Here is a 22,024-nt window from a genome sequence, read left to right as displayed (position 1 = left end):
TTGGCACGCCGCGACGCCCCTCGCCTGGGATCTGGCCCGCGACCTGGCCCACGCAACCGCGGTTCCGCTTCGACCCCGCTCCCTCCCCTTGTCGGCTGCTGCGGGCACGACGCTGGCCACACCGCTGGTCGCGCCGACCGCGGTGCCCCCGGTGGACCGCTCCGCGATGGACGGCTACGCGGTGTCCGGTGCGGGCCCATGGCAACTAGTAGGGGTCGTCCTCGCAGGCTCCGCTCAAGTGCTGGAACTGGCTGACGGCCAGGCCTGCACGGTAGTCACCGGCGCCACCGTCCCTGCGGGGACGACGGAGGTGCTCCCCGACGAGGAAGCACACGCCGAGTACGACAACGTGCACGTGGCCCACGGCCATGCCCTCCGAGCGGGCGGGCGGCACATTCGGCGGGCGGGTGAGGAGTGTGCCGCGGGCGAGGTGTTGCTGCCGGCCGGTGTTCGCATCGAGCCCTCGGTCCTCGGGCTTGCCGCGGCCGTAGGGCTTGATCGTTTGACGGTGATTCCCAAGCCGCGGGTCGCCGCCTTCGTCACCGGTGATGAGTTGGTGCCCCGTGGGGCATCGGGACCTGGCCGCGTACGGGATGCGATCGGACCGATGCTGCCGGGGTTGATCGAGCGGTCGGGCGCGACCTGTTCCGGAGTGACTCACTTGGCTGATTCCCGGCAGCTGTTGCTCGACGCGTTGGCGGGATGCGAGGCCGAACTGATCCTGGTCTCGGGGTCCTCCGCGGCCGGGCCGGCTGATCACCTGCGGGCGGCGTTGTCCGCGCTGGGTGCCGTGTTGGTGATCGACGGAGTCGCGTGCCGACCAGGGCATCCGCAAGCGCTCGCCCGCCTCGACGACGGACGACTGGTGATCGGCCTCCCCGGCAATCCGCTCGCCGCACTGACCGCCTTCCTCACCCTGGGCGTCGCGGTCCTGCACCGACTGCGCGGTCTCCCCCTCCCCCGGCTGCCCGTGGCGCCCATCCCCGGCGGCCTGGCCGGACACCCGACCAGCACCCGGCTGGTCCCGATCCGCATCACCCCCGACGGCGTCGTACCGGTCGGCCACGCCGGGTCCGCGATGCTGCGCGGCGTGGCCGCCGCCGACGCGCTGGCGATCATCGAGCCCGGCCCGACCACCGCGATCGCCGCCCGCCTCCTCCCCCTCGACTCCGGCGCGGCCCTCTGGACCTTCTGACGGCGCTGAAATTCACCCTCTCGGGCTCCCCGGCCGCGGTTACGCTGGCCAGATGAACGACGGGCTGAGCATCGGGCAGGTGTCGGAGCGGACCGGGTTGAGCGTGCACGCCCTGCGGTTCTACGAGCGTGAAGGCATCCTCGCCGAGCCGGTCCGGCGGGAGTCGAACGGCCGTCGGGTCTACAGCGAGGACGACGTCGACTGGCTGGAGATGTGCATCCGGTTCCGCTCGTCCGGGATGCCGCTGGACACGATCCGCCGCTACACCGATCTGGTCCGGCAAGGTCCCGGCAACGAGTCCGAGCGGCTGGCGCTGCTGCAGAGCCACCAGCAGCACGTCGAGCAGCAGCTGGCCGCGCTCACCGCCTGCCTCGACGTGATCACCCACAAGGTCGAGATCTACGAGCAGCACCTCAGCCAGGGCACGGCCGACTGCCTTTGGACGGTCCCGGTCGGCAACCCGTCCGACGATCAGCAGGCGGCCGATCCGAGGTCAGCGGTCAGCTGAGCGCGTCGAGCGCGAGCTGGACGTCGGTCCGCGTCGAGTACACGTGGAACGACGCCCGCAGCCGCCCGTCCCGTACGGCGGCCCGTACGCCGGCCGCCGTGAACGCCTCGTCGGCGCCGGGGACGTCGGCACTGACGATCGCGGAGTCGCCGGGCGGCAGCCCGAGCCCGGCGCGGAACTCGTTGGCCAGCCCGATGTTGTGCCGGTGGATCTCCGCGACCCCGATCTCCTCCAGCAGCTCCAGCGCCGGCGCGGCCCCGACGAAGCTGAACCAGGCCGGCGACTGGTCGAAGGCCCTGGCGTCGGCGGGCAGTTCCATCGCGGTTCCGTAGTACGACGAGCCGGCGTACCAGTTGGCGTGCAGCGGCCGGCAGCGGTCGCGGAGCGCGGGTGAGAGGTAGCCGAACGTCGCGCCGCGAGGCGACATCATCCACTTGTAGCTGTGGGCAACCAAAGCGTCGACGCCGGTGATGTCGAGCGGCAGCCAGCCGACGGCTTGGCTCGCGTCGAGCACCACCAAAGCACCTATCCGCTGACTGGCGGCAAGGACCGCCGGGAGGTCGAGCACCGTGCCGGTCGCCGACTGCACGACGCTGACGGCGACCACGTCCACGCCTGGCCGGATGGCGGCGACGAAGTCCTCGCTCGGCGCGGTCACCACCTCGACACCACGGTCGGCGTGCACCTGCCACGGGAACACGTTCGAGGTGAACTCCACCGAGTCGGTCAGCACCTTCGCGCCGTCGGGCAGCGCGGCCGCGATCGGCGCGAGCGCGGCCGAGACCGTGCTGCCGACGAAGACGTCCGCAGCCGGCGCGCCGATCAGCCGCGCGAACGACTCCCGCGCCCGGACCGTCGACGCGTCCCAGGGCTCCCAGCTGGTCGCGCCGACGTGCCAGTCGGCGAGCGCCGCCTGCAGCGCCTCCCAGGCCGGCCGGGGCGGCAGCCCGTACGACGCGGTGTTCAGCCAGCCCGGCCGGGGTTCCCAGAGGTGGGCGTAGTCGGCGACCGCCATGGACTTGCTCCTTCGCTGCGCAGGTTGACCTAGAGCGAGGTCTAGCTCCTAGGTTCGGGCACACACCACGGACTGAGGAGTTTGCCGCATGCGTTACCGCACTCTTGGCGCGACCGGGATCGAGGTCAGCGTGCACTGCCTGGGCACGATGATGTTCGGCGCGGTCGGCAACCCGGACCACGACGACAGCGCCCGGATCATTCACGCCGCGCTCGACCAGGGCATCAACTTCGTCGACACCGCGGACATGTACTCCGCGGGCGAGTCGGAACAGATCGTCGGCAAGGCGCTGAAGAGCCGCCGCGACGACGTCGTCCTGGCCACGAAGGTGCACTTCCCGATGGGCGAGGGCCCGAACCGCGGCGGCAACTCGCGGCGCTGGATCACCACCGAGGTGGACAGCAGCCTGCGCCGGCTCGGCACCGACTGGATCGATCTCTACCAGGTGCACCGGCCGGACCACCGCACCGACGTCGAGGAGACGCTGTCGGTGCTCACCGACCTGGTCCGGGCCGGCAAGATCCGCGCGTTCGGGTGCTCGACGTTCCCGGCCGAGGACATCGTCGAGGCCTATCACGTGGCCGAACGGCGGGGCTTCGGCAAGTTCCGGACCGAGCAGCCGCCGTACTCGCTGATCGCGCGCGGGATCGAACGGTCGTTGCTGCCGACGGCGCAGCGGCTGAACATGGGCGTGCTGACCTGGAGCCCGCTGGCGTCGGGCTTCTTGTCGGGCAAGATCCGGAAGGGTCAGCCCGTCGATCTGACCGCCGGCCGGGCGGCGCTCACGCCGTTCCGGTTCGATCCCACCATCCCTGGCAACGCGGCGAAGTTCGACGCGCTCGAGCAGTTGATCGAGGTGGCCGACGGGCTGGGCCGGACGCTGCCCGAGCTTGCGCTGGCCTTCGTCGTCTCGCACCCCGCCGTCACCTCCGTCATCACCGGGCCGCGCACGATGGAGCACCTGGAGAGCACGCTCAAGGCCGCCGACCTGACGCTGGACGACGAGGTGCTCGACCGGATCGACGAGATCGTCCCGCCGGGCACGGACCTCTATCCGCCGGACGGCGCCTGGAAGCCGATCTCGATCGTGGATCCGAGTCGCCGGCGGCGTCCGCTCGCGGACCGCGCCGCACGCTGAACACCGAAGAACGTCCGGCGAAGCATCAGCGCGGTGACACCGTGGGGAGTGGTGGCGTCGAACGCACCCATCGTCCTACCTGGTGGAGTGGCCTCGACCGCCGTCCTACTTCGTGGAGTTGAGCCCGGCGTGGACCTTGCCGGCCAGTTTGAGCAGCTGGACCCGTTCGTTCGGGGTGAGCGGGGCGAGGGTCGAGTTCTCCACCTTGGTCACCACACCGCGAGCGGTGGTGAAGGTCCGCCGGCCCAGCGAGGTCAGGGCGATGCGGTAGCGGCGACGGTCGTCCGGGTCGCGCTCGCGGGAGACCAGGCCGTCCTCCAGCAGCTCGTCCATCAGCCGGACCGTGTCGCTCGGGTCGAGGCCCAGGCCGCCCGCGAGGGTGTTCTGGGCCATCGGGCCGTGGTCGGCCAGCTCGGCGAGGGCAGCGAACTGCCATACGGTGATGCCCGGACGGATCGCCAGACGCTCGGCGATCTCCCGCCGCCCGGCCACACCCACTTTGTGCAGCACGAACGTGGTCATCCCCAGCAGCGTCTCCATGACACGCCATTGTAGGGGCGGACCAATCGTTGGTTGATCCCCACTAATTCGCGCCGGTAAGCCGTTCGAAGTTCAACCAGTACAGGGGTGGTACCGACTTACGGAGCGTGTTTCTTCACCGGAACACTTTTATCCGCCGCGCCCGCGGGCACCGGGACAGGGAGATCCCCGACCAGCGAAGAAGTGAGACAGATGGCATTGCCGCAGTCGATCCGGAACGCCGGTGAACCCTGGACGACGCAGGAACTGGCCGAGCTCGAGGAGCTCGCTGCGGACAACATCCCGCCGTGCGTGATCGGCCTGCGCCTGGGCCGCCCGGAAGACGCGATCGTCGACCAGGCCCGCCGGTCCGGCGTCAAGCTGACGCCGCTGAACCGCCCGCCGTACGGCGTGGCGCGTCGCCGCGAGACGGAGGACGAACGATGAGCTTCGACCGGCCAGGACTGCCCGAGCCCGGCCGTCCGGCCGACCAGGTGGAGGCCGAGGAGATCCTCGAGGAAGAAGGCGTCGACGTCACCGACGGCCGCCTCGACGGCCGGGACCACCCGGGCGGACCGTCCGCAGGTCCTCAGCCCAACCCGCCCCGCCGGCCACACCCACCCGAGCCGCCGGACCACCAGCCGACCTGAGCAGCCGGCGAGCCGGGAGCCGCCGGAGCCGGCGCTCGGCGTGGGAATGCCGGAGGCCTACCCCCGCGGCCGGCGCCGGGGTGTGGTGCTCCCAGGCGCCGCGCACGACTCACCGCGGTCGCGATATACCAGTTGCCGCGCACGAGCCGCCGCGGTTGTGACGCACCCAGCTACCGGCCCACGAGTCGCTGCGCGGCTCCCGTCCAGGGCGTCGACTACCGTGTCCGAGGAACGTCGATGACACGGAGGGGGCAGCTCATGGCAGTGACCATGCGGGACGTGGCGCAGCACGCCGGGGTGTCGCCGAAGACGGTGTCCAACGTGATGAACGGGTATCCGTTCATCCGCGAAGAGACCCGTTCCCGCGTGCTCGCCTCGATCGAGGCCCTCGGCTACCAAATGAACATCTCCGCCCGGAACCTCAAGTCCGGCCGCACCGGCATCATCGGCCTGGCCGTGCCCGAACTCAGCCAGCCGTACTTCGCCGAGCTCGCCGACGCCGTGATCACTGCCGCGGAGACGCACGGCCTGACCGTGGTGATCGAGCAGACCAACGCTCTCCGCGACCGCGAGCTCACCACTCTGCACCGGCCGCGCGGTCACCTCGTCGACGGCCTGCTGTTCAGCCCGCTGGCCCTGGGGCCCGACGACATCGAGCACCTGCGCACCGCGACGCCGATGGTGCTGCTCGGCGAACGGATGTTCCACGGCCCGGCCGACCACGTGATGATCGACAACGTCGCCGGCACCCGGGCCGTGACCGAACATCTGCTCACCCTCGGCCGCCGCCGGATCGCCGTGCTCGGCACCCATCCGGGCGAGCGGGTCGGCACCGCCGCGATCCGGTACGGCGCCTTCGCGTCCGCGCTGGCCGACGCCGGCCTCGAGCCGATCGACCGGCTCGCGATACCCGCCGACCCCTGGCAGCGCCGGACCGGCGCCGAGGCGATGGAAGCGCTGATCGCCTCCGGCGAGAAGTTCGACGCGGTGCTCGCCCTCAACGACACGCTCGCCCTTGGGGCACTGCGCGTGCTGATCCAGCACGGCGTCCGGGTTCCTGACGACGTGGCCGTCGCCGGCTTCGACGACGTCGACGAGGCCAGCTACAGCATCCCGAGCCTGACCACGGTCGACCCGGGCCGCCGCCAGATCGCCGCCACCGCGGTCGACATCCTGGTCGGCCGGATGAACGGCGACGACACCGACCATCGCGAAGTGGTCGCGCCGTACGCGCTGCACGTGCGCGAGTCCACCTCCGGACACTGACCGCGCGAAGTCTTGACGCCTCCGGGGACCACGGGCATCATCCTTCTACACCGATGTAGTTCACCGATGTAAAAGCGTGCTCCACCGCCCCCAGGGGAGACGACCATGACCGTTCACAGACCAACGCGCCGAACGCTGCTGGCCGGTGCTCTGGGCCTCGCGGGCGCGACCGCACTCACCGGCTGCGGCTCGATCGGCGGTTCCGGCGCCCGGGTCCGCGAGTGGAACCTGTTCGGCGGCGGCGACGGCGCCCGGCTGCTGCAGATCCACGACAAGTTCGTTGCCGAGCACAAGGACATCGCGTTCGAGGCGCACACCTTGGCGTGGGGCCCGCCGTTCTACACCAAGCTCGCGATGTCCGCCGCGGGCGGTCGCGCCCCCGAGGTCGCCACCTTGCACCTGTCCCGGCTGCGCGGCTTCAGCCCGACCACGATGCTCGACCCGATCCCGCTCGACCTGCTGACCAAGGCCGGGATCACCGAGCAGGACTTCCTGCCCGAGACGTGGCAGCGCTGTCTGGTGGACGGTCAGCTGTACGCCGTACCGCTGGACCAGCATCCGTTCGTGCTCTACTACAACACCGAGATCTGCGAGAAGGCCGGACTGCTCGGCCCCGACGGCCGGATCAAGCCGGTCAAGGGCGTCGACGCCTTCCTAGAGATGCTGAAGGCGGTCAAGGACGTCACCGGCAAGTTCGCCGCGTCGGTCGAGACGACCAACCCGTGGCGGCTGTGGTGGACGCTCTACGGCCAGCTCGAAGGCCAGTTCCTCGACGAGTCCGGCGCGTTGGTGCTGGACGACGCGAAGGCGCTGGAAGCCCTGCAGCTGATGGCGAAACTGGCCGCCGACGGTTTGACCCCGAAGTCGGCCGACTACGCCGCCCTCGTCGCGCAGTTCAGCAACGGCGACGCCGGGCTGAGCTTCAACGGCGAGTGGGAGGTCACGACGTACCAGGCGGCGAAGATGCCGTTCAGCATGGCACCGTTCCCGGTCGTGTACGACGTAGCGAAGTTCGCCGGCGACGCGCACACGTTCGTGATGCCGCACCAGGCGAACCGGCGCGACGAGGACACCGCGGCCACGGTCGAGTACATCGCCTGGATGCTGAAGAACAGCGCGGACTGGGCCGCCGGCGGCCACATCCCGGCGTACCAGCCGGTGGTCGCGAGCCAGGAGTACCTCGCGCTGAAGCCGCAGGCGGAGTACCGCTCGGTCGCGCCGGACGTGCTGTACGACCCGGACGCGTGGTTCAGCGGCTCGGGCGCGCAACTGCAGAACGAAGCGGGGGCCGCGTTCTCGGGGGTGTACTCGGGCGCATCGACGCCACGGCAGGCGCTCGACCAGTTCAAGGCCGCCACCCGGAAGCTGCTCGACACCCCGTCCCCGGTCTGACAGGAGCTGACCCGATGGCCGTGCAGACACCCGCCCGCCCCCGTACGCCGGACACCACGCCGTCCCCGCCGCGCTCCGGTCCACCCTGGACCGAGCGCTGGGGTGGCCTGTTCTTCGTCGCGCCGTTCGGGCTGTTCTTCGGTTTCTTCCTGCTCTGGCCGACCCTGGCCGGGCTGTGGAACTCCTTCTTCAACACGAGTCTGGCCGGGGTGAAGCAGGAGTTCCTCGGCCTGGCCAACTGGCGCGAGTTGTTCGGCGACCCCGCGGTCTGGGACTCGCTGAGGAACACGCTGGTCTTCACCGCGATGAGTACGCCGCCGCTGGTCCTGACGGCGCTCGTGATGGCACTGCTGGCCAACCGGCGCGGGGTCTTCGGCTGGTTTCTCAGATTCGCGTACTTCGCGCCGTTCGTACTGCCGGCCACCGTCGTGACGCTGATCTGGGTGTGGATCTACCAGCCCGGCTTCGGCCTGGTGAACGGGCTGCTGACCTCCGGCGGGTTCGCCGAGATCGACTGGCTGAACACCGAGAACCGGGCGATGCTCGCGGTGGTGATCACGACGGTCTGGTGGACCGTCGGGTTCAACTTCCTGCTCTACCTGGCCGCGCTGCAGGGCATCCCGGCGCAGCTGTACGAAGCCGCCTCGATCGACGGCGCCAGTGGCCCGCAGCAACTGTTCCGGATCACGCTGCCGATGCTCAGCCGGACCACCGGCCTGATCGTCGTCCTGCAACTGGTCGCGTCGCTGACGATCTTCGACCAGATCTACCTGATGACCGAGGGCGGTCCGAACCACGCGACCCGGCCGATCATCCAGTACATCTACGAGAGCGGCTTCACCAGCTACCGGATCGGCTACGCCTCGGCGGTCTCGTACCTGTTCTTCCTGGTCGTCGTGATCGTCTCGGTGGCCCAGTTCAAGCTCTTCGCCGGCCGGAAGGAGGCGGACCGATGAGGAACCGGCTCAGTTATCCGAAGGTCGCGATCGCGGTGGGCGCCACGCTGCTCGCCGTCGTCTGGCTGGCTCCGTTGCTGTGGGCCCTCGACACGTCGCTGAAACCCGAGCCGGAGACCACCCGGACACCGATCACCTGGCTGCCCGCGGATCCCACCGTCGACGCGTACCGCAGCGTGATCGAGCAGGGCTCGCTGCTGCGCTGGTTCTTCAACAGCACGATCGTCGCGGTGCTGGTGACCGGGTTGACGCTGCTGGTCTCGGTGCTGGCGGCGTACGGGTTCTCGCGCACGACGTTCCCGGGCCGGAGGGTGCTGTTCGGCCTGCTGATCGCCGGCATCCTGGTCCCGCCGCAGGTGCTGATCGTGCCGCTGTTCCAGGAGATGACCGCGCTGCGGCTGGTCGACACCTATTGGGGCATCGTGCTGCCGCAGGTGGTCGCGCCGGTGATGGTGTTCGTGCTGAAGAAGTTCTTCGACGGCATCTCCCGCGACTACGAGGACGCCGCCCGGGTGGACGGCGCGACCCGCTGGCGGATCGTCTGGGCGGTGATGGTGCCGATGTCGCGCCCGATCCTGGTGGCCGTCGGCATCTTCACCTTCATCGGGGCCTGGAACAACTTCCTGTGGCCCTTCATCGTGACCACCGACCCGTCGATGATGACGATCCCGGTCGGACTCGCCAACGTGCAGGGCTCCTACGGCCTGCGCTACGCCCAGATCATGGCCTCGGCCCTGCTCGGCGGCCTGCCGCTGCTGATCGTCTACGCGCTGTTCCAGCGGCACGTCGTGCGTGGTGTCGGCGACGCCGGCATCAAGGGCTGAACCACCCATCCCCGGTCTATCACCAAGGAGCATTCCCTCGTGCTTTCTGCCTCACTGTCCATCGATCCCTCGTTCACCGTCGCCCCCGTCAGCCGGCGCACCTTCGGCACCTTCGTCGAGCACATGGGCCGCTGCGTCTACACCGGCATCTACGAGCCCGGCCACCCGACCGCCGACGAGGACGGCTTCCGCAAGGACGTCCTGGAGCTGACCCGCGAACTCGGCGTCTCGCTGGTCCGCTACCCCGGCGGCAACTTCGTCTCCGGCTACCGCTGGGAGGACGGAGTCGGTCCGCAGGCCGACCGCCCGCGCCGGCTGGAGCTGGCCTGGCACAGCATCGAGACCAACCAGTTCGGCCTGGACGAGTTCGTCCGCTGGTGCGCGAAGGCAGGGGTCGAGCCGATGATGGCGATCAACCTCGGCACCCGCGGCGTCCAGGAGGCGCTCGACCTGCAGGAGTACGCCAACCACCCCGGCGGTACGGCGCTGTCGGACCTGCGCGCCGAGCACGGCGCCGCGTCGCCGTACGGGATCAAACTGTGGTGCCTGGGCAACGAGCTGGACGGGCCTTGGCAGATCGGGCACAAGACCGCCACGGAGTACGGCCGGATCGCGGCCGAGACGGCGCGGGCGATGCGGATGGTCGAGCCCGATCTCGAACTGGTCGCCTGCGGCTCGTCCGGTTCCGGGATGAAGACCTTCGGCACCTGGGAGCGTGAGGTGCTGCAGGAGTGCTACGAGCTGGTCGACCACATCTCCTGCCACGCCTACTACGGCGACGACGACAACGACCCGGCCTCGTTCCTGGCGTCGGCCGTCGACATGGACCGCTTCATCGACGCGGTGGTCGCCAGCGCGGATCACGTCGGCGCCGAGCTGAAGAGCGACCGGCGGATCGACATCTCGTTCGACGAGTGGAACGTCTGGTACAAGGACCGCTCGCGGCTGACCGACGGCCCGGCCGACGCCTGGGAGGTGGCGCCGCGGCGGATCGAGGACGAGTACAACCTCACCGACGCCGTTGTCGTCGGCAACTTGCTGATCTCGTTGCTGCGGCACAGCGACCGGGTCGCCGTTGCGTGCCTGGCGCAACTGGCGAACGTGATCGCGCCGATCATGACCGAGCCGGACGGCCCGGCCTGGCGGCAGCCGACGTTCCACCCGTTCGCGATCACCTCCCGGCTGGCCGCCGGTCAGGTGCTGCGGGTCGAGACCTCGTCGCCGACCGTGCCCACCGAGAAGTTCGGCGACGTGCCCGCGGTCGACGCGGTGGCGACGTACGACGAGGGCAAGCTGGCGGTGTTCTTGGTCAACCGGTCGCTGGACACGCCGGTCACCGTCACCGTCGACCTCGGCCGCGCCGGGGTGACCTCGGTACGGGAGGCGCTCACGATGGCCGACGACGACCGCCTCGCGGTGAACTCGGCCGCCCAGCCGGACCGCGTCGTCCCGCAGGCCAACGACACCGTGAAGCTCGAGGACGGACAGCTGACGGTCACCCTGCCGGCCGTCTCGTGGACCGCGCTGAGCCTGTCGGCGGACTGATCAGAGCACGCGTTCGCGGCGGAATTTCGTGATGCGGACCCCCGGCCCGACCTCGACCTGCTCGGTCTCCCGGTAGCCCCGGCCGAGGTAGAGGTTGACGGCCGGGGTGTTCGCGGTGCCGGTGGAGACCAGCGAGACACCGCGGGGTTCCAGGTCGTCGAGTGCGTCGAGCAGCGCCCGCGCGTGGCCGCGGCGCGCGTACGCCGGGTCGACGACCAGGCGGGTGATGTCGACGGTCTCGTGGTCGGGGAACTCGTAGGCGACCGCGGCGACCAACTGGCCGTCCTCGAAGCAGCCGAGCCAGTGCTCGGTCGACACCATCAGGCCGGCCAGGTCCTCCTGCAGTGGTGGGATCCCGTCGAAGCCGATCAGAGCGGCCTCGACGGCGTACGCGCGATGCTGGATTTCGAGCAACCGCGGGGCGAGCCCGGGGTCGGCCGGGTTGATCGGACGGATCACCTGACCACGCTAACCCGGAACGGGTGCAGACACGCCCGTCACCGAGAATGGACGGGCAGTCGACCGCTGCACAGCCGCTGAGCTGTCGGTCCGCCCGAAAGGACACGCGTGAACGCCACGGTCTACCGGGACGCCTGGGGAGTGCCGCATCTGCGCGCCGGCGACCATGTCGAACTGGCTCGCGTGCAGGGCCGCAACGTCGCGGCCGACCGTGCCTGGCAGATCGAAGCGGCGCGACGGCGAATGCTCGGCGAGACGGCCGCCTTCCTCGGGCCGGAAGCAGTGGTGTGGGACACCTTCGCCCGGCAGGCCCGGCTGGCCGATACCGCGGAACGGTGTTTCCGCGAGCTCGACGACGCGACCCGGGAATGGGTCGAGGCGTACGTCGTCGGGGTCAACGAGGGCCTGCCCGTGGGCGCCGCGCGGGCTCCGGAGTTCGCGACGACCGGTGTCGTTCCAGGGAGATGGGAGCCCTGGGTGCCGCTGGGGATCTGGGCCGCGGCGCACATCCTGTTCACGGGTTTCCCGTCCAAGCTGTGGCGTGAACACGTCGCGCGGCACCTCGGCGACGCTGCGATGAACCTGTTCACCAGCGAAGGGCCGCGGACCTCGGGCAGCAACGGCTGGTTGATCCCGGGCGCTCTGACCGCGACCGGTACGGCGCTGGTCGCGGGCGACCCGCACCGGTACGTCGAGAGCCCGGGCGTCTACCAGCAGATCCGGCTCGCCTGCCCGGAGTACGACGTACTGGGGCTGGCGGTGCCCGGTGTTCCCGGGGTGGCGCACTTCGGTCATGCCGGTGAGGTCGCGTGGGCGATCACCAACGCATCGGCCGACTACCAGGATCTCTACGACGAACGGCTTCGGCGGACGGGTGGCGAGGTCGAGGCGCTCGGGCCGGACGGGTGGCGGGTGGCCGCCAGGCATACGGAGACGGTCGAGGTCCTGGGCGGGGACGCGGTGCGGGTCGAGGTCATCGAGACCGGGCGCGGGCCGGTCGTGATCGGCGGGCCGGATGCGGATCGCGCGGTCAGCTTGCGGTATCCGCCGCGGGTCACCGGCCGGCTTGGCTTCTCGGCCATCCCACAGTTGCTACGGGCAACTACCGTCGATGCGGTCGACGCGGCGTTCGACGACTGGATCGAGCCGGTGAACGTCGTGCTCGCCGCGGACACGTCGGGTGGATTGCTGCACCGAACGGCGGGGCTGGTGCCACTGCGGGACGCGGAGAACGGGCTGCGCGTCGTACCGGCGTGGGAGCGTAAGCACGAGTGGGACGGCTGGATCGATCCGATGCCGAGGGCAACAGTCGACGGAGTGGCCGTGATGGCGAACGAGCGGGGGCTGGCCGCGCCGCTGGGAGTCGAGTTCGCCGCGCCGCACCGATCCCGCCGGATCCGCGAGCTGCTCACCGCGCGCGACGGATGGACGGTCGAGGACATGCCGGCCGTGCACACCGACACCTGGCTGGGATCGGCCGGCAGCATCCTCGACCTGCTGCGTGAACTGTCTGACCTGTCGGCCGAGGCGGTCGAACTCCGTGATCGCTTGAGCGCCTGGGACCGACGGATGGACGCGGACAGTACGACGGCATCGAGCTTCGCCGCGGTCCGCAGGTCGCTCAGCCGGCGGATCGCCGAGCACCCGGCGCTGGCCGCGCTCGAGGAGGTCGACGCGCCGGAGATGTTCCTGCCGTACCTCGACCTGATGACACATGTCGCGTTCGCCCTGGAGAACCTGCTGGCGACGGACCTGCTGCCGATCGACATCCCGGCCCTGGCGCGCGATGCGCTGGAGGAGGTCGCCGCGAAGAAGCCGCGGGGACCGTGGGGTGAGACCCACCAATTGTCGCCGCTGCAGGTCATCCGCGGTCCGCTGTTCGCGCGCGGTGAGCAGCCGATCGACCTCGCCCTGTCCGGCGACCACCACTGCGTGCTGTCCACGACGAGCGTGCCCGGCGTGACGGACGTCTGCGTCCGGGCGTCCGTGGCCCGGTACGCGTGGGACCTCGGCGACCGCACGAAGAGCGGCTGGAGTGTGCCACTGGGAGCGTCCGGCGTACTGGGCGATCGGCATCACCACGACCAGCTCCCGCTGTGGCTGCGTGGCGAGCTGGCCCCGATCGTGACGGACTGGGACCAGCTCACACCGGAGTAGCAGGCGGCGACCCGGGCACCGGGGGTCGAGGGGTCAGGGGCAGGTGCCCGGGTCGCCAGGCAGCGCAGCAGATCGCTGCCTCTTCGGTGGCGGCAGTACTGGCCAGGGGTGCCACCGGGAGGGAAGTTCAGGCGGCCGCCGGTCGGTCGGCGGTCAGGACGAGGGTCTGGCCGGCCGGGTCGACCAGGGTCTGTTCGACCGCGGGTTGGTCGACCAAGGTCCGGTTGACCAGTGCGGCGAGGCTTGGATTGACACGCTCGACGTACGCCGGGCGCGGGGCAGGCGCAGCCGGAGCGGTCCAGGTGAGCGCGGGCGCCAGCGGATCGGTGGGCGCGGTGGGCGGTGCCGGAGTGGCCAGCGCGGCCAGGCGACGGGTCTGGTGAAGGGTGAGAGCGGCGGAGAGCACAGCGACGCAGCTCAGCAGGACCGAGGCGGCGCCCGTGGCCCAGTTGGACGGATCCGTTGCTCGCATGCTGCCGATCGCACCCAGGTACAAGGCGTTGGTCAGTCCTGCTCCGCCGGCCAGCAGTACGGCGGCGCGCACAGCCGCGCGGTCCAGCCGCAGCTCGTCGGCCGCGGCGACCAGGCAGGCGACCAGACCGGCCGTCACCGGCAACGTGTAGAGGGCGGCCATCAGCACACCGCCGCCGACCATCAGGTAGAGCAGGTCGAAGATCAGAGCCGCGCCGGCCAGCACACCGGCGTACAGGGCGAACATCGGATGGAAGGCCCGCGCCAGCATCGGGGTCGGCAGCGTCCGGGATGGCGGGGCGACGGTCACGGGGTGCAAGACATCCTTCCTGGTGACGAAACTACGACGGGCAGGGAACGGACGGCTGCCGGCGGCAGCCCGTGCGCCCGGGTGCGGCTGTGGTGCGCTCGTGCACCGCCTCGTCGCCGCCGGGCAGCCGTCCTGGTCTCTGGGAACGTGGAACTCGACCGACTGTCAGGGCATCACCACCTTCCAGCGACCGGGGCCGGGACCGGCCGTCAGCTGTTCAGCTGCTTTTGGCCCTCGGCGGCACCGATCTCGATCTTGCGCGGTTTGGCCTGTTCGGCGACCGGGATCTTCAGCGTCAGCACGCCGTCGGCGTAGGCCGCCTGGATCCGGTCGGTGTCGAGCGAGTCGCCCAGGAACAGCTGGCGGGAGAAGACCCCCAGCGGCCGTTCCGCGATCTGCAGCTCGACGCCCTCGGGCGTCTGCACGGGGCGCCGTTCGGCCTTGATCGTCAGCACGTTGCGCTCGACGTTCAGCTCGATCGCGTCGGGTGTGACACCCGGAAGATCGAAGGCGATCACATATTCGTCGCCGCTGCGGAAGGCGTCCATCGGCAGCGACGCGGGCCGGGACCAGGTGCCGGACGACGGCCCGCCGAGCAACTGCTGGGTCAGCCTGTCCAGCTCACGGAAGGGATCGGTGCGCATCAACATCGTTTTCCACCTCCTGGCGTCGACAGTTGCTTCGGTGTCAACACGCACTACTGTTCTACCGCGTCATCGGAAAGATGACAAGTCCTGCTGTCATCCTTTCAGCGACGACCTGCGGGCGGCGCTCCGGGGGCAGGCCGAAACCCCCGGAGACAGGCCGAAGCCGCCGGCGCCGAGGCGCCGGCGGCTGGATGTGTCGGTCAGAACCACCGGCAGGATCTGGCGGAGCCGGCCGGCGGGTGGTCGATCAGCTCAGGACCTGCTTGGCCTTCTCGTCCCGGGCTGCGTGCTCCCGGCCGGCGGTACGCCGCTCGGCCGGCTGGTGCTCGACGGTCCGTGGCGCCGGGCAGACCGGGCCGCGACGGATCGGGCCGCCACCCAGTCTCCTGCTCTTCCACTGCTTGTCGTCGTAGTCGTAGTAGGTGTCAACGCCTCCAACAGTCACGCTTGTCCTCCCTGTCACCCCCCGGTGACCCCCCTCCTGCTGCTGCTCAACAGGCCGGTACAGTCCACAGTCGGTCACCAGACCCCCACAGCACAAGGGATTCGGGCAGGAGCTACCGGGATCCGGACTCCGACGCCAGATTTGCCCGACTTTGTCCAGACCTGTTTCGGCGTCAACCGCGAGACAACGCCGTGTCAGGCCGGTGTCATGGCCGTCTCAGACCGCGTAGATCGCCACCGAGTGCCCGCCGAGCCGGACACCATCCGCCACCACCTCGGCCGAGCCGAACGCCATCACCTGGTACGACGGCCGCCCGTCCACCGGCACCACCCGCTCGGCCTCGCTCAGGTTGACCACCACCCGCAGCGCACCCCGGCCGACCACCAGCCAGTCGCCGTCCACGTCCGACGTCACCGAGACCGAGCTGAGCCGGTCGTCGCGCAGGTCGTCGCTGCGGGCCCGGAGCGCCAGCAGATCGCGGTACCAGGCGAGCAGCTCGCGATGCGGCGGCTGGTCCACCTCGGTCCAGTCCAGCACCGACGACCGCCAGGTCTCGGGGTCCTGCGGGTCGGGGATCTCCGACGCGGTCCACCCGTGCGCGCCGAACTCCTCCCGGCGCCCGGTCCGGACCGCTTCGGCCAGTTCCGGCTCCTCGTGGTCGGTGAAGTACCGCCACGGCGTCGACGCGCCCCACTCCTCGCCCATGAACAGCATCGGCGTGTACGGGGAGGTGATCACCAGCGCGGCCCCGATCGCCAGCTGGCCCGGCGTGAGCGCCGGCCGGTCGCCCAGCGCGCGGTTGCCGACCTGGTCGTGGTTCGAGGTGTAGGCGAGGAACGCCGAGCCGCGGTGCCGGGCCGGATCGACCGGCCGCCCCCAGTCCTTGCCGCGGAACGACGAGTAGGACCCGTCGTGCAGGAACACCTGGGTGAGCGTCTTCTCGAACACGCCGGGCTTGGCGAAGTCCTCGTAGTACCCGGCGCTCTCACCGGTCAGCAGCGTGTGCAGCGCGTGGTGGAAGTCGTCGCTCCACTGCGCGGTCATGCCCAGTCCACCCTCGGCCACCGGCTCGACCATGCGCGGGTCGTTGAGGTCGGACTCGGCCACCAGCCCCAGCGGCCGTCCCAACTCGGCCGAGAGCGCTGCGGTCTCCTCGGAGAGCTGGGCGAGCAGGTGCTGCGGGCTGTCGTCCTGCAACGCGTGCACGGCGTCCAGCCGCAGCGCGTCCAGGTGGAAGTCGCGGAACCAGCGCAGCGCGTTGTCGCAGATCCACCGCCGGACCTCGACCGACCCCTTGTCGTCCAGGTTGACCGCCGGACCCCACGGAGTCGAGTGGTTGTCGGTGAAGTACGGGCCGAAGGAGTCCAGGTAGTTGCCGGACGGTCCGAGGTGGTTGTAGACGACGTCCAGGCAGACCGCCAGCCCGACGGCGTGACACCGGTCGACGAACCGCTGCAGCGCCTCCGGCCCGCCGTACGGCTCGTGGACGGCGTACAGGTCGACGCCGTCGTAGCCCCAGCCGTGCTTGCCGGGGAACGCCGCCACCGGCAGCAGCGACACCACCTGGACGCCGAGCGCCACCAGGTAGTCGAGGTGGTCCGCGGCGGCGTCCAGCGTGCCCTCTGGCGTGAAGGTCCCCAGGTGCAGCTCGTAGAACACCGCGCCGCGCACATCCCGCCCGGTCCACTCCGCGTCGCCCCACTCGAACCGGGACGCGTCGAACACCCTGCTGGTCCCGTGTACGCCGAACGGCTGCCAGGCGCTGCGCGGGTCGGGCATCGGGTCGCTGCCGTCGACCGAGAAGGCGTAGTCGGTCCCGTGCCCGGCGTCCTCCACCTCCGCCGACCACCAACCGTCGTCTGCACGGCTCATCTCCACCTGCTCGGTGGACAGCACCAGGGAGACGGCGGAGGCGTCAGGCGCCCAGACGGTGAAGGTGTGGCCAGAGGTGTGCCCAGAGGTGTTCATGGTCAGCTCCTTGCGAGCAGGGCCACCGGCAGGTCAGCCAGCAGCTCGTCGATCCGGGCCGCCCCACTACCCAGCGTGCGGCCGGTCAACACGTCCTTCCACTCCCCGGACGGCAGCACGACGGTCGAGTCACCCCAACCACCCAGCCGGTGCAGCGCGACCGGCAGCCTGGTCGCCAGCGTGATCACCGCGTCCCCGCGAGCGAAGGCCACCGCATGCCCGTTGGACGTCGGCAGCGGGGTGTAGCTGCCCGTGAAGGCCTCCGGGTTCTGCCGGCGCAGCCGCAGTGCCCGGGACGTGACCAGCAGCTTCTCGTCCGCCAGGTCGGCAGGCTGCTTCCCGGCGTCCAGCCGGGCCAGCCGCTGGATCCGCTCCTGGTAGTCGACCGGACGCCGGTTGTCCGGGTCGACGAGCGACAGGTCGACCAGCTCGCTGCCCTGGTAGACATCCGGTACGCCGGGCATCGTCAGCTGGACCAGCTTCTGCCCGAGCGTCGCCGCTCGCACGTACGGCGCCTGCGCGTCGGCGAACCGCCGTACCGACTCGAGCACGGCGTCGTCGGCCAGGACCGCGGTCGCGAAGGCAGCCACGGCCTCCTCGTACTCGCTGTCCGGCGACGTCCAGCTGGTGTGCCGCTTGCCCTCGCGGATCGCCTTCTGCAGGTAGGCCTGCAGCCGGTCCTCGGCCAGCGGCCCGTCGTCCCACGTCCCGAGCAGGGTCTGCCAGATCAGGTACTCCGAGCTGCCGTCGAGCAGGGGGCCACGGTGGTCCTCGGTCATCGCCCGCCACGACCGGACCGCCTCGATCCAGGCGGCGGGCTGCTCGGACAGCACGCTCAGCCGGGCCCGGACGTCCTCGGACCGCTTGGTGTCGTGCGTGGACAGGGTGGTCATCGTGCGCGGCCAGGTCTCGTTCACCCGGCCGGCGTAGGCGTGGAACTCCTCCGGCGAGACACCGAAGTGCTCCGGGTCGCCGCCGACCTCGTTCAGCGAGCTGAGCCGGAACCAGCGGTAGAACGCGGTGTCCTCGACGCCCTTGGCCATCACCGGCCCACAGGTCTGCTGGAACCGCACGATCAGCTCGTGGCGGGCCTGCTCGTCGATCCGGCTCGCGGTCCCGGCCTCCCGGCCCAGCAGCAGGTCGCGGACCAGGTCGAGCGTCTCCTGCTGCTCGTCGTCCAGGTTGCGCCGGGCGAGCTCGGCCACGTGTTCCAGCACCTCGACCGCCTCGGCCGGCGCCGGCTCCCCCGGTACGACGTACGCGCGGTACCGGTCGAAGTTCACCAGCAGCTCGACGACGACCTCGTGGAAGGCCCGGCGGGTGTGGTCGCGCAGCCGCACGTCGTCCTGGCAGATCCGGGCCAGCAGCTCGACCAGCCGGTGCACCTCGGCGTACTGGCCGTGCTCGACGATCTCGCGCTTGGCCTCCTCCACCACGGGCCCGAAGTCGGCCGGCTGGCCGGTCAGCTCGGAGTGGTACGCCGCGAGCGGCGCCGCGCCGGCCGGGTCGACGAACAGGCCGCCGACACGCAGCAGCGCGTCGTACCCCGTCGTACCGGCGCAGGGCCAGTCGCTGGGCAGCTGCTCGTCGCCCTCGAGGATCTTCTCCACCACGACCCACGCACCGCCGGTCCGCTCGGCCAGCCGCCGCAGGTAGCCGCGAGGGTCGGCCAGGCCGTCCGGGTGGTCGATCCGGAACCCGTGCAGCCTGCCCTCGTGCAGCAGGGCGAACAGCAGCTCGTGGGTGGCCTCGAAGACCTCCTGCGTCTCCACCCGGACAGCGGCCAGGGTGTCGACGTCGAAGAAGCGCCGGTAGTTCAGCTCCTCGTCGGCGACCCGCCAGTGGGCCAGCCGGTACCACTGCGCGGTGACCAGCTCGTCGATCGGCAGGTGCTCTGTCCCAGGCCGCAGCGGGTACTCGTGCTCGTAGTAGCGCAGGACCGGCTCATCACCGCTCCGGTCGACCGACAGCTCGTCGTCGGCCAGCACCTTGCCGATCCGGTTGCCGAGCACCGCCATCAGCAGCGGCTGGTTCCCCGAGCCCCAGTCCACGTCGAACCAGTCCGCGTACGGCGAACCCGGCCCGTCCCGCAGCACCGACCAGAGCGCCTTGTTGAGCCGCGCCGGCGTCGGCACCGCGACATGGTTCGGTACGACGTCGGCGATCGCGCCCATCCGGTACTCGGTCAGCTTGTCCGTCAGCCGGTCGAACGCCGCGCGCCCACCAGCCGGCTCCGACACCCGACTGTGGTCGACCACGTCGTACCCGTGCATGGAGCCCGGAGCAGCCTGCAGAATCGGCGACAGGTAGGCGTGCGAGACCCCCAGGTCGTGCAGGTACTCGACCACGGCGGCCGCGTCGTCGAACCCGAACGCCGAGTTGATCTGCAGCCGGTACGTCGACTGCGGGACCGCTGTCACTGCCCGGCCCGCCGGGGACGGGTGAGGACCAGCGTGCCGCGAGCCTCGAGCGTGATCGTGCTGCCGGCCACCCGCGGCTCCTCACTCGCGCCACCGGTCGCCGTGGTGGTGTCGACGGCAACCGTCCAGGACTCGCCGTACTCCTTCGCGGGCAGCAGGAAGTCCTGCGGCTCGTGGTCGCTGTTCATCAGGATCAGGAACGAGTCGTCGACCACCGGCTCACCGCGCGGGTCCGGCTCGGAGATCGCGTCGCCGTTCAGGAACACCGCGATCGCCCGGGCGTCGTCGCGGCCCCAGTCGCCGTCCTGCATCTCGGTGCCCTCGGGCGTGAACCAGACCAGGTCACCCAGGCCGTCCACCCCCTGGTCACCGTGGAAGAACCGGCGCCGGCGCAGGACCGGGTGCTCGTTGCGCAGCCGGACCAGGACGCGGGTGAACTCCAGCAGGTCCTTCTGCTCGTCGGTGAGCTTCCAGTCGACCCAGGCGATCTCGTTGTCCTGGCAGTAGACGTTGTTGTTGCCGCTCTGGGTCCGGCCCAGCTCGTCGCCGTGGGCGAGCATCGGCACCCCTTGGGAGACCAGCAGCGTGGTGAGGAAGTTGCGCTGCTGGCGGGCCCGCAGCGCGAGCACCGCCGCGTCGTCGGTCTCCCCCTCCGCACCACAGTTCCAGGACCGGTTGTGACTCTCGCCGTCGCGGCCGCCCTCGCCGTTGGCGTCGTTGTGCTTGTCGTTGTACGACACCAGGTCGCGCAGCGTGAAACCGTCGTGGGCGGTGATGAAGTTGATGCTGGCGATCGGCCGGCGGCTGTCGTCCTGATACAGGTCCGACGAACCGGTCAGCCGGGAGGCGAACTCGGCCAGCGTGTACCGCTCGCCGCGCCAGAAGTCGCGCACGGTGTCGCGGTACTTGCCGTTCCACTCCGTCCACAGCGGCGGGAAGTTGCCCACCTGGTAGCCGCCGTCGCCGACGTCCCACGGCTCGGCGATCAGCTTCACCTGGCTGACCACCGGGTCCTGCTGGACCAGGTCGAAGAACGCCGACAGCCGGTCCACCTCGTGGAACTGCCGGGCCAGCGTGGCGGCCAGGTCGAACCGGAAACCGTCCACATGCATCTCGGTGACCCAGTACCGCAGCGAGTCCATGATCAGCTGCAACACGTGCGGGTGCCGCATCAGCAGGCTGTTGCCGGTGCCGGTGGTGTCGTAGTAGTGCCGCTTGTCGGAGTCCACGAGCCGGTAGTACGCCGCGTTGTCGATGCCCTTGAACGACAGCGTCGGGCCCATCTCGTTGCCCTCGGCGGTGTGGTTGTAGACCACGTCGAGGATCACCTCGATACCGGCCTCGTGCAGCGCCTGGACCATGGTCTTGAACTCGGTCACCTGCTGCCCGCGGGTCCCGGTCGAGGAGTAGGCGTTGTGCGGGGCGAAGAACCCGATCGTGTTGTAGCCCCAGTAGTTGGACAGGCCGCGCTCCTGCAGGTGCCCGTCCTGGGCGAACTGGTGCACCGGCATCAGCTCGATCGCGGTCACCCCGAGCTCCTTGAGGTGCTCGATGATCGCCGGGTGCCCGATCCCGGCGTACGTGCCGCGGATCTCCTCCGGCAACCCCGGGTGGGTCTTGGTCAGGCCCTTGACGTGCGCCTCGTAGATCACCGTCTCGTGATAGGCGTGCCCCGGCGGGCGGTCGTTGCCCCAGTCGAAGAACGGGTTGGTGACCACCGAGAGCATGGTGTGCTCGCGGTTGTCCATCGTGTTCAGCTCGTCGGGCTTGGCGAACCGGTAGCTGAACAGCGACTCGTCGGCGTCGATCTGCCCGTCGATGGCCTTCGCGTACGGGTCCAGCAGCAGCTTCGACGGGTTGCAGCGGTGACCGGCGGCCGGGTCGTACGGTCCGTGCACCCGGTAGCCGTAGCGCTGGCCCGGCTGCACCGAGGGCAGGAACGCGTGCCACACGAACCCGTCCACCTCGGTCAGCTGAACCAGCTGCTCCGACCCGTCGTCAGCGATCAATGCCAGGTCAACTTGTTCGGCAACCTCCGAGAACAGCGCGAAGTTCGTACCGGAGCCGTCGTACGTGGCTCCGAGGGGATAGGGACGACCAGGCCATTTCTGCACGCGACGACGGTACCCATCCCTACCC

20 protein-coding genes are annotated in these 22,024 nt (G+C 70.2%); 11 read left to right on the top strand and 9 right to left on the bottom strand.

Features of this window, described 5'->3' with window-relative positions:
• The first annotated feature begins 88 nt into the window (after positions 1-88).
• Together ACQPXM_RS04025 and ACQPXM_RS04020 are read left to right on the top strand one after the other, a co-directional pair.
• Positions 89-1,195, top strand: coding sequence for a molybdopterin molybdotransferase MoeA (locus ACQPXM_RS04025; protein ID WP_432944864.1), 1,107 nt, complete (start codon positions 89-91; stop codon positions 1,193-1,195).
• A gap of 52 nt (positions 1,196-1,247) precedes the next feature.
• Entirely contained in the window at positions 1,248-1,703 is a 456-nt protein-coding gene (locus ACQPXM_RS04020) for a MerR family transcriptional regulator (protein WP_432944862.1), read from the top strand.
• Here ACQPXM_RS04020 and ACQPXM_RS04015 read toward each other — a convergent pair.
• Entirely contained in the window at positions 1,696-2,718 is a 1,023-nt protein-coding gene (locus tag ACQPXM_RS04015) for an aminotransferase class V-fold PLP-dependent enzyme (RefSeq protein ID WP_432944860.1), read from the bottom strand. The two genes, ACQPXM_RS04020 and ACQPXM_RS04015, sit on opposite strands and share 8 nt — an antisense overlap.
• 88 nt (positions 2,719-2,806) lie before the next feature.
• Here ACQPXM_RS04015 and ACQPXM_RS04010 point away from each other — a divergent pair, with 88 nt between their 5' ends.
• Positions 2,807-3,856 carry an aldo/keto reductase gene (locus ACQPXM_RS04010; RefSeq protein ID WP_432944858.1) on the top strand — a complete coding sequence of 350 codons (1,050 nt, stop codon included), beginning with the start codon at positions 2,807-2,809 and terminating at the stop codon, positions 3,854-3,856.
• A gap of 105 nt (positions 3,857-3,961) precedes the next feature.
• Here ACQPXM_RS04010 and ACQPXM_RS04005 read toward each other — a convergent pair whose 3' ends face one another.
• Positions 3,962-4,396 carry a MarR family winged helix-turn-helix transcriptional regulator gene (locus ACQPXM_RS04005; protein ID WP_432944856.1) on the bottom strand — a complete coding sequence of 145 codons (435 nt, stop codon included), beginning with the start codon at positions 4,394-4,396 and terminating at the stop codon, positions 3,962-3,964.
• Positions 4,397-4,588: 192 nt separating this feature from the next.
• Here ACQPXM_RS04005 and ACQPXM_RS04000 point away from each other — a divergent pair, with 192 nt between their 5' ends.
• The 7 genes from ACQPXM_RS04000 to ACQPXM_RS03970 all read left to right on the top strand — a co-directional run bounded on the left by ACQPXM_RS04000 (position 4,589) and on the right by ACQPXM_RS03970 (position 11,008).
• Positions 4,589-4,822, top strand: coding sequence for a hypothetical protein (locus ACQPXM_RS04000; RefSeq protein WP_432944854.1), 234 nt, complete (start codon positions 4,589-4,591; stop codon positions 4,820-4,822).
• Positions 4,819-5,025 carry a hypothetical protein gene (locus ACQPXM_RS03995; RefSeq protein ID WP_432944852.1) on the top strand — a complete coding sequence of 69 codons (207 nt, stop codon included), beginning with the start codon at positions 4,819-4,821 and terminating at the stop codon, positions 5,023-5,025. Before ACQPXM_RS04000 ends, ACQPXM_RS03995 begins: the two co-directional genes overlap by 4 nt.
• Before the next feature lie 258 nt (positions 5,026-5,283).
• A complete protein-coding gene (locus tag ACQPXM_RS03990) occupies positions 5,284-6,291 on the top strand; it encodes a LacI family DNA-binding transcriptional regulator (RefSeq protein WP_432944850.1) in 1,008 nt (335 codons plus the stop codon).
• A 105-nt stretch (positions 6,292-6,396) separates the two neighbouring features.
• On the top strand, positions 6,397-7,683 hold the full coding sequence (locus ACQPXM_RS03985; RefSeq protein WP_432944848.1) for an extracellular solute-binding protein: 1,287 nt from the start codon (positions 6,397-6,399) through the stop codon (positions 7,681-7,683).
• 14 nt (positions 7,684-7,697) lie between these two features.
• Positions 7,698-8,639 carry a carbohydrate ABC transporter permease gene (locus ACQPXM_RS03980; protein WP_432944846.1) on the top strand — a complete coding sequence of 314 codons (942 nt, stop codon included), beginning with the start codon at positions 7,698-7,700 and terminating at the stop codon, positions 8,637-8,639.
• Complete coding sequence (locus tag ACQPXM_RS03975) at positions 8,636-9,463, top strand: carbohydrate ABC transporter permease (protein ID WP_432944844.1); 828 nt, start codon at positions 8,636-8,638, stop codon at positions 9,461-9,463. The genes ACQPXM_RS03980 and ACQPXM_RS03975 overlap by 4 nt, the downstream gene beginning before the upstream one ends.
• Positions 9,464-9,502: 39 nt before the next feature.
• Positions 9,503-11,008 (top strand): alpha-N-arabinofuranosidase, encoded by a 1,506-nt coding sequence (locus ACQPXM_RS03970; protein WP_432944842.1) that lies wholly within the window; start codon positions 9,503-9,505, stop codon positions 11,006-11,008.
• Here ACQPXM_RS03970 and ACQPXM_RS03965 read toward each other — a convergent pair whose 3' ends face one another.
• Positions 11,009-11,467 carry a GNAT family N-acetyltransferase gene (locus ACQPXM_RS03965; RefSeq protein ID WP_432944840.1) on the bottom strand — a complete coding sequence of 153 codons (459 nt, stop codon included), beginning with the start codon at positions 11,465-11,467 and terminating at the stop codon, positions 11,009-11,011.
• 108 nt (positions 11,468-11,575) lie between these two features.
• On the opposite strand from ACQPXM_RS03965, the gene ACQPXM_RS03960 reads away from it, so the two are divergent.
• Positions 11,576-13,624, top strand: a complete 2,049-nt coding sequence (locus ACQPXM_RS03960) for a penicillin acylase family protein (RefSeq protein WP_432944838.1) — start codon at positions 11,576-11,578, stop codon at positions 13,622-13,624.
• Between the two features lie 127 nt (positions 13,625-13,751).
• Here the strand turns inward: ACQPXM_RS03960 and ACQPXM_RS03955 are convergent, their stop codons facing one another.
• The 6 genes from ACQPXM_RS03955 to glgX all read right to left on the bottom strand — a co-directional run bounded on the left by ACQPXM_RS03955 (position 13,752) and on the right by glgX (position 21,999).
• Complete coding sequence (locus ACQPXM_RS03955) at positions 13,752-14,405, bottom strand: hypothetical protein (RefSeq protein ID WP_432944836.1); 654 nt, start codon at positions 14,403-14,405, stop codon at positions 13,752-13,754.
• Between the two features lie 209 nt (positions 14,406-14,614).
• A complete protein-coding gene (locus tag ACQPXM_RS03950; protein ID WP_432944834.1) occupies positions 14,615-15,055 on the bottom strand; it encodes an Hsp20/alpha crystallin family protein in 441 nt (146 codons plus the stop codon).
• A 244-nt stretch (positions 15,056-15,299) separates the two neighbouring features.
• The gene (locus ACQPXM_RS03945; RefSeq protein WP_432944832.1) at positions 15,300-15,497 is read right to left on the bottom strand and encodes a hypothetical protein; all 198 of its coding nucleotides are present in this window, start codon (positions 15,495-15,497) and stop codon (positions 15,300-15,302) included.
• A 216-nt stretch (positions 15,498-15,713) separates the two neighbouring features.
• The gene (treZ, locus tag ACQPXM_RS03940; protein WP_432944830.1) at positions 15,714-17,465 is read right to left on the bottom strand and encodes a malto-oligosyltrehalose trehalohydrolase; all 1,752 of its coding nucleotides are present in this window, start codon (positions 17,463-17,465) and stop codon (positions 15,714-15,716) included.
• Between the two features lie 2 nt (positions 17,466-17,467).
• Positions 17,468-19,885 carry a malto-oligosyltrehalose synthase gene (gene treY, locus ACQPXM_RS03935; protein WP_432944828.1) on the bottom strand — a complete coding sequence of 806 codons (2,418 nt, stop codon included), beginning with the start codon at positions 19,883-19,885 and terminating at the stop codon, positions 17,468-17,470.
• A complete protein-coding gene (glgX, locus tag ACQPXM_RS03930) occupies positions 19,882-21,999 on the bottom strand; it encodes a glycogen debranching protein GlgX (protein ID WP_432944826.1) in 2,118 nt (705 codons plus the stop codon). The genes treY and glgX overlap by 4 nt, the downstream gene beginning before the upstream one ends.
• Between the last annotated feature and the right edge of the window lie 25 nt (positions 22,000-22,024).

Source organism: Kribbella sp. CA-253562 (assembly GCF_050942265.1).
Lineage (GTDB): Bacteria > Actinomycetota > Actinomycetes > Propionibacteriales > Kribbellaceae > Kribbella.
Note: the sequence above shows the minus strand (reverse complement) of the source record. Positions and strands in the feature narration are given on the sequence as shown.

Excerpts from the sequence above, each read along its gene's own strand:
- ACQPXM_RS04020 (WP_432944862.1), top strand. The coding sequence starts at position 1,248 with ATGAACGACGGGCTGAGCATCGGGCAGGTGTCGGAGCGGACCGGGTTG.
- ACQPXM_RS04015 (WP_432944860.1), bottom strand. The coding sequence starts at position 2,718 with ATGGCGGTCGCCGACTACGCCCACCTCTGGGAACCCCGGCCGGGCTGG.
- ACQPXM_RS04010 (WP_432944858.1), top strand. The coding sequence starts at position 2,807 with ATGCGTTACCGCACTCTTGGCGCGACCGGGATCGAGGTCAGCGTGCAC.
- ACQPXM_RS04005 (WP_432944856.1), bottom strand. The coding sequence starts at position 4,396 with ATGGAGACGCTGCTGGGGATGACCACGTTCGTGCTGCACAAAGTGGGT.
- ACQPXM_RS04000 (WP_432944854.1), top strand. The coding sequence starts at position 4,589 with ATGGCATTGCCGCAGTCGATCCGGAACGCCGGTGAACCCTGGACGACG.
- ACQPXM_RS03995 (WP_432944852.1), top strand. The coding sequence starts at position 4,819 with ATGAGCTTCGACCGGCCAGGACTGCCCGAGCCCGGCCGTCCGGCCGAC.
- ACQPXM_RS03990 (WP_432944850.1), top strand. The coding sequence starts at position 5,284 with ATGGCAGTGACCATGCGGGACGTGGCGCAGCACGCCGGGGTGTCGCCG.
- ACQPXM_RS03985 (WP_432944848.1), top strand. The coding sequence starts at position 6,397 with ATGACCGTTCACAGACCAACGCGCCGAACGCTGCTGGCCGGTGCTCTG.
- ACQPXM_RS03980 (WP_432944846.1), top strand. The coding sequence starts at position 7,698 with ATGGCCGTGCAGACACCCGCCCGCCCCCGTACGCCGGACACCACGCCG.
- ACQPXM_RS03975 (WP_432944844.1), top strand. The coding sequence starts at position 8,636 with ATGAGGAACCGGCTCAGTTATCCGAAGGTCGCGATCGCGGTGGGCGCC.
- ACQPXM_RS03950 (WP_432944834.1), bottom strand. The coding sequence starts at position 15,055 with ATGTTGATGCGCACCGATCCCTTCCGTGAGCTGGACAGGCTGACCCAG.
- treZ (WP_432944830.1), bottom strand. The coding sequence starts at position 17,465 with ATGAACACCTCTGGGCACACCTCTGGCCACACCTTCACCGTCTGGGCG.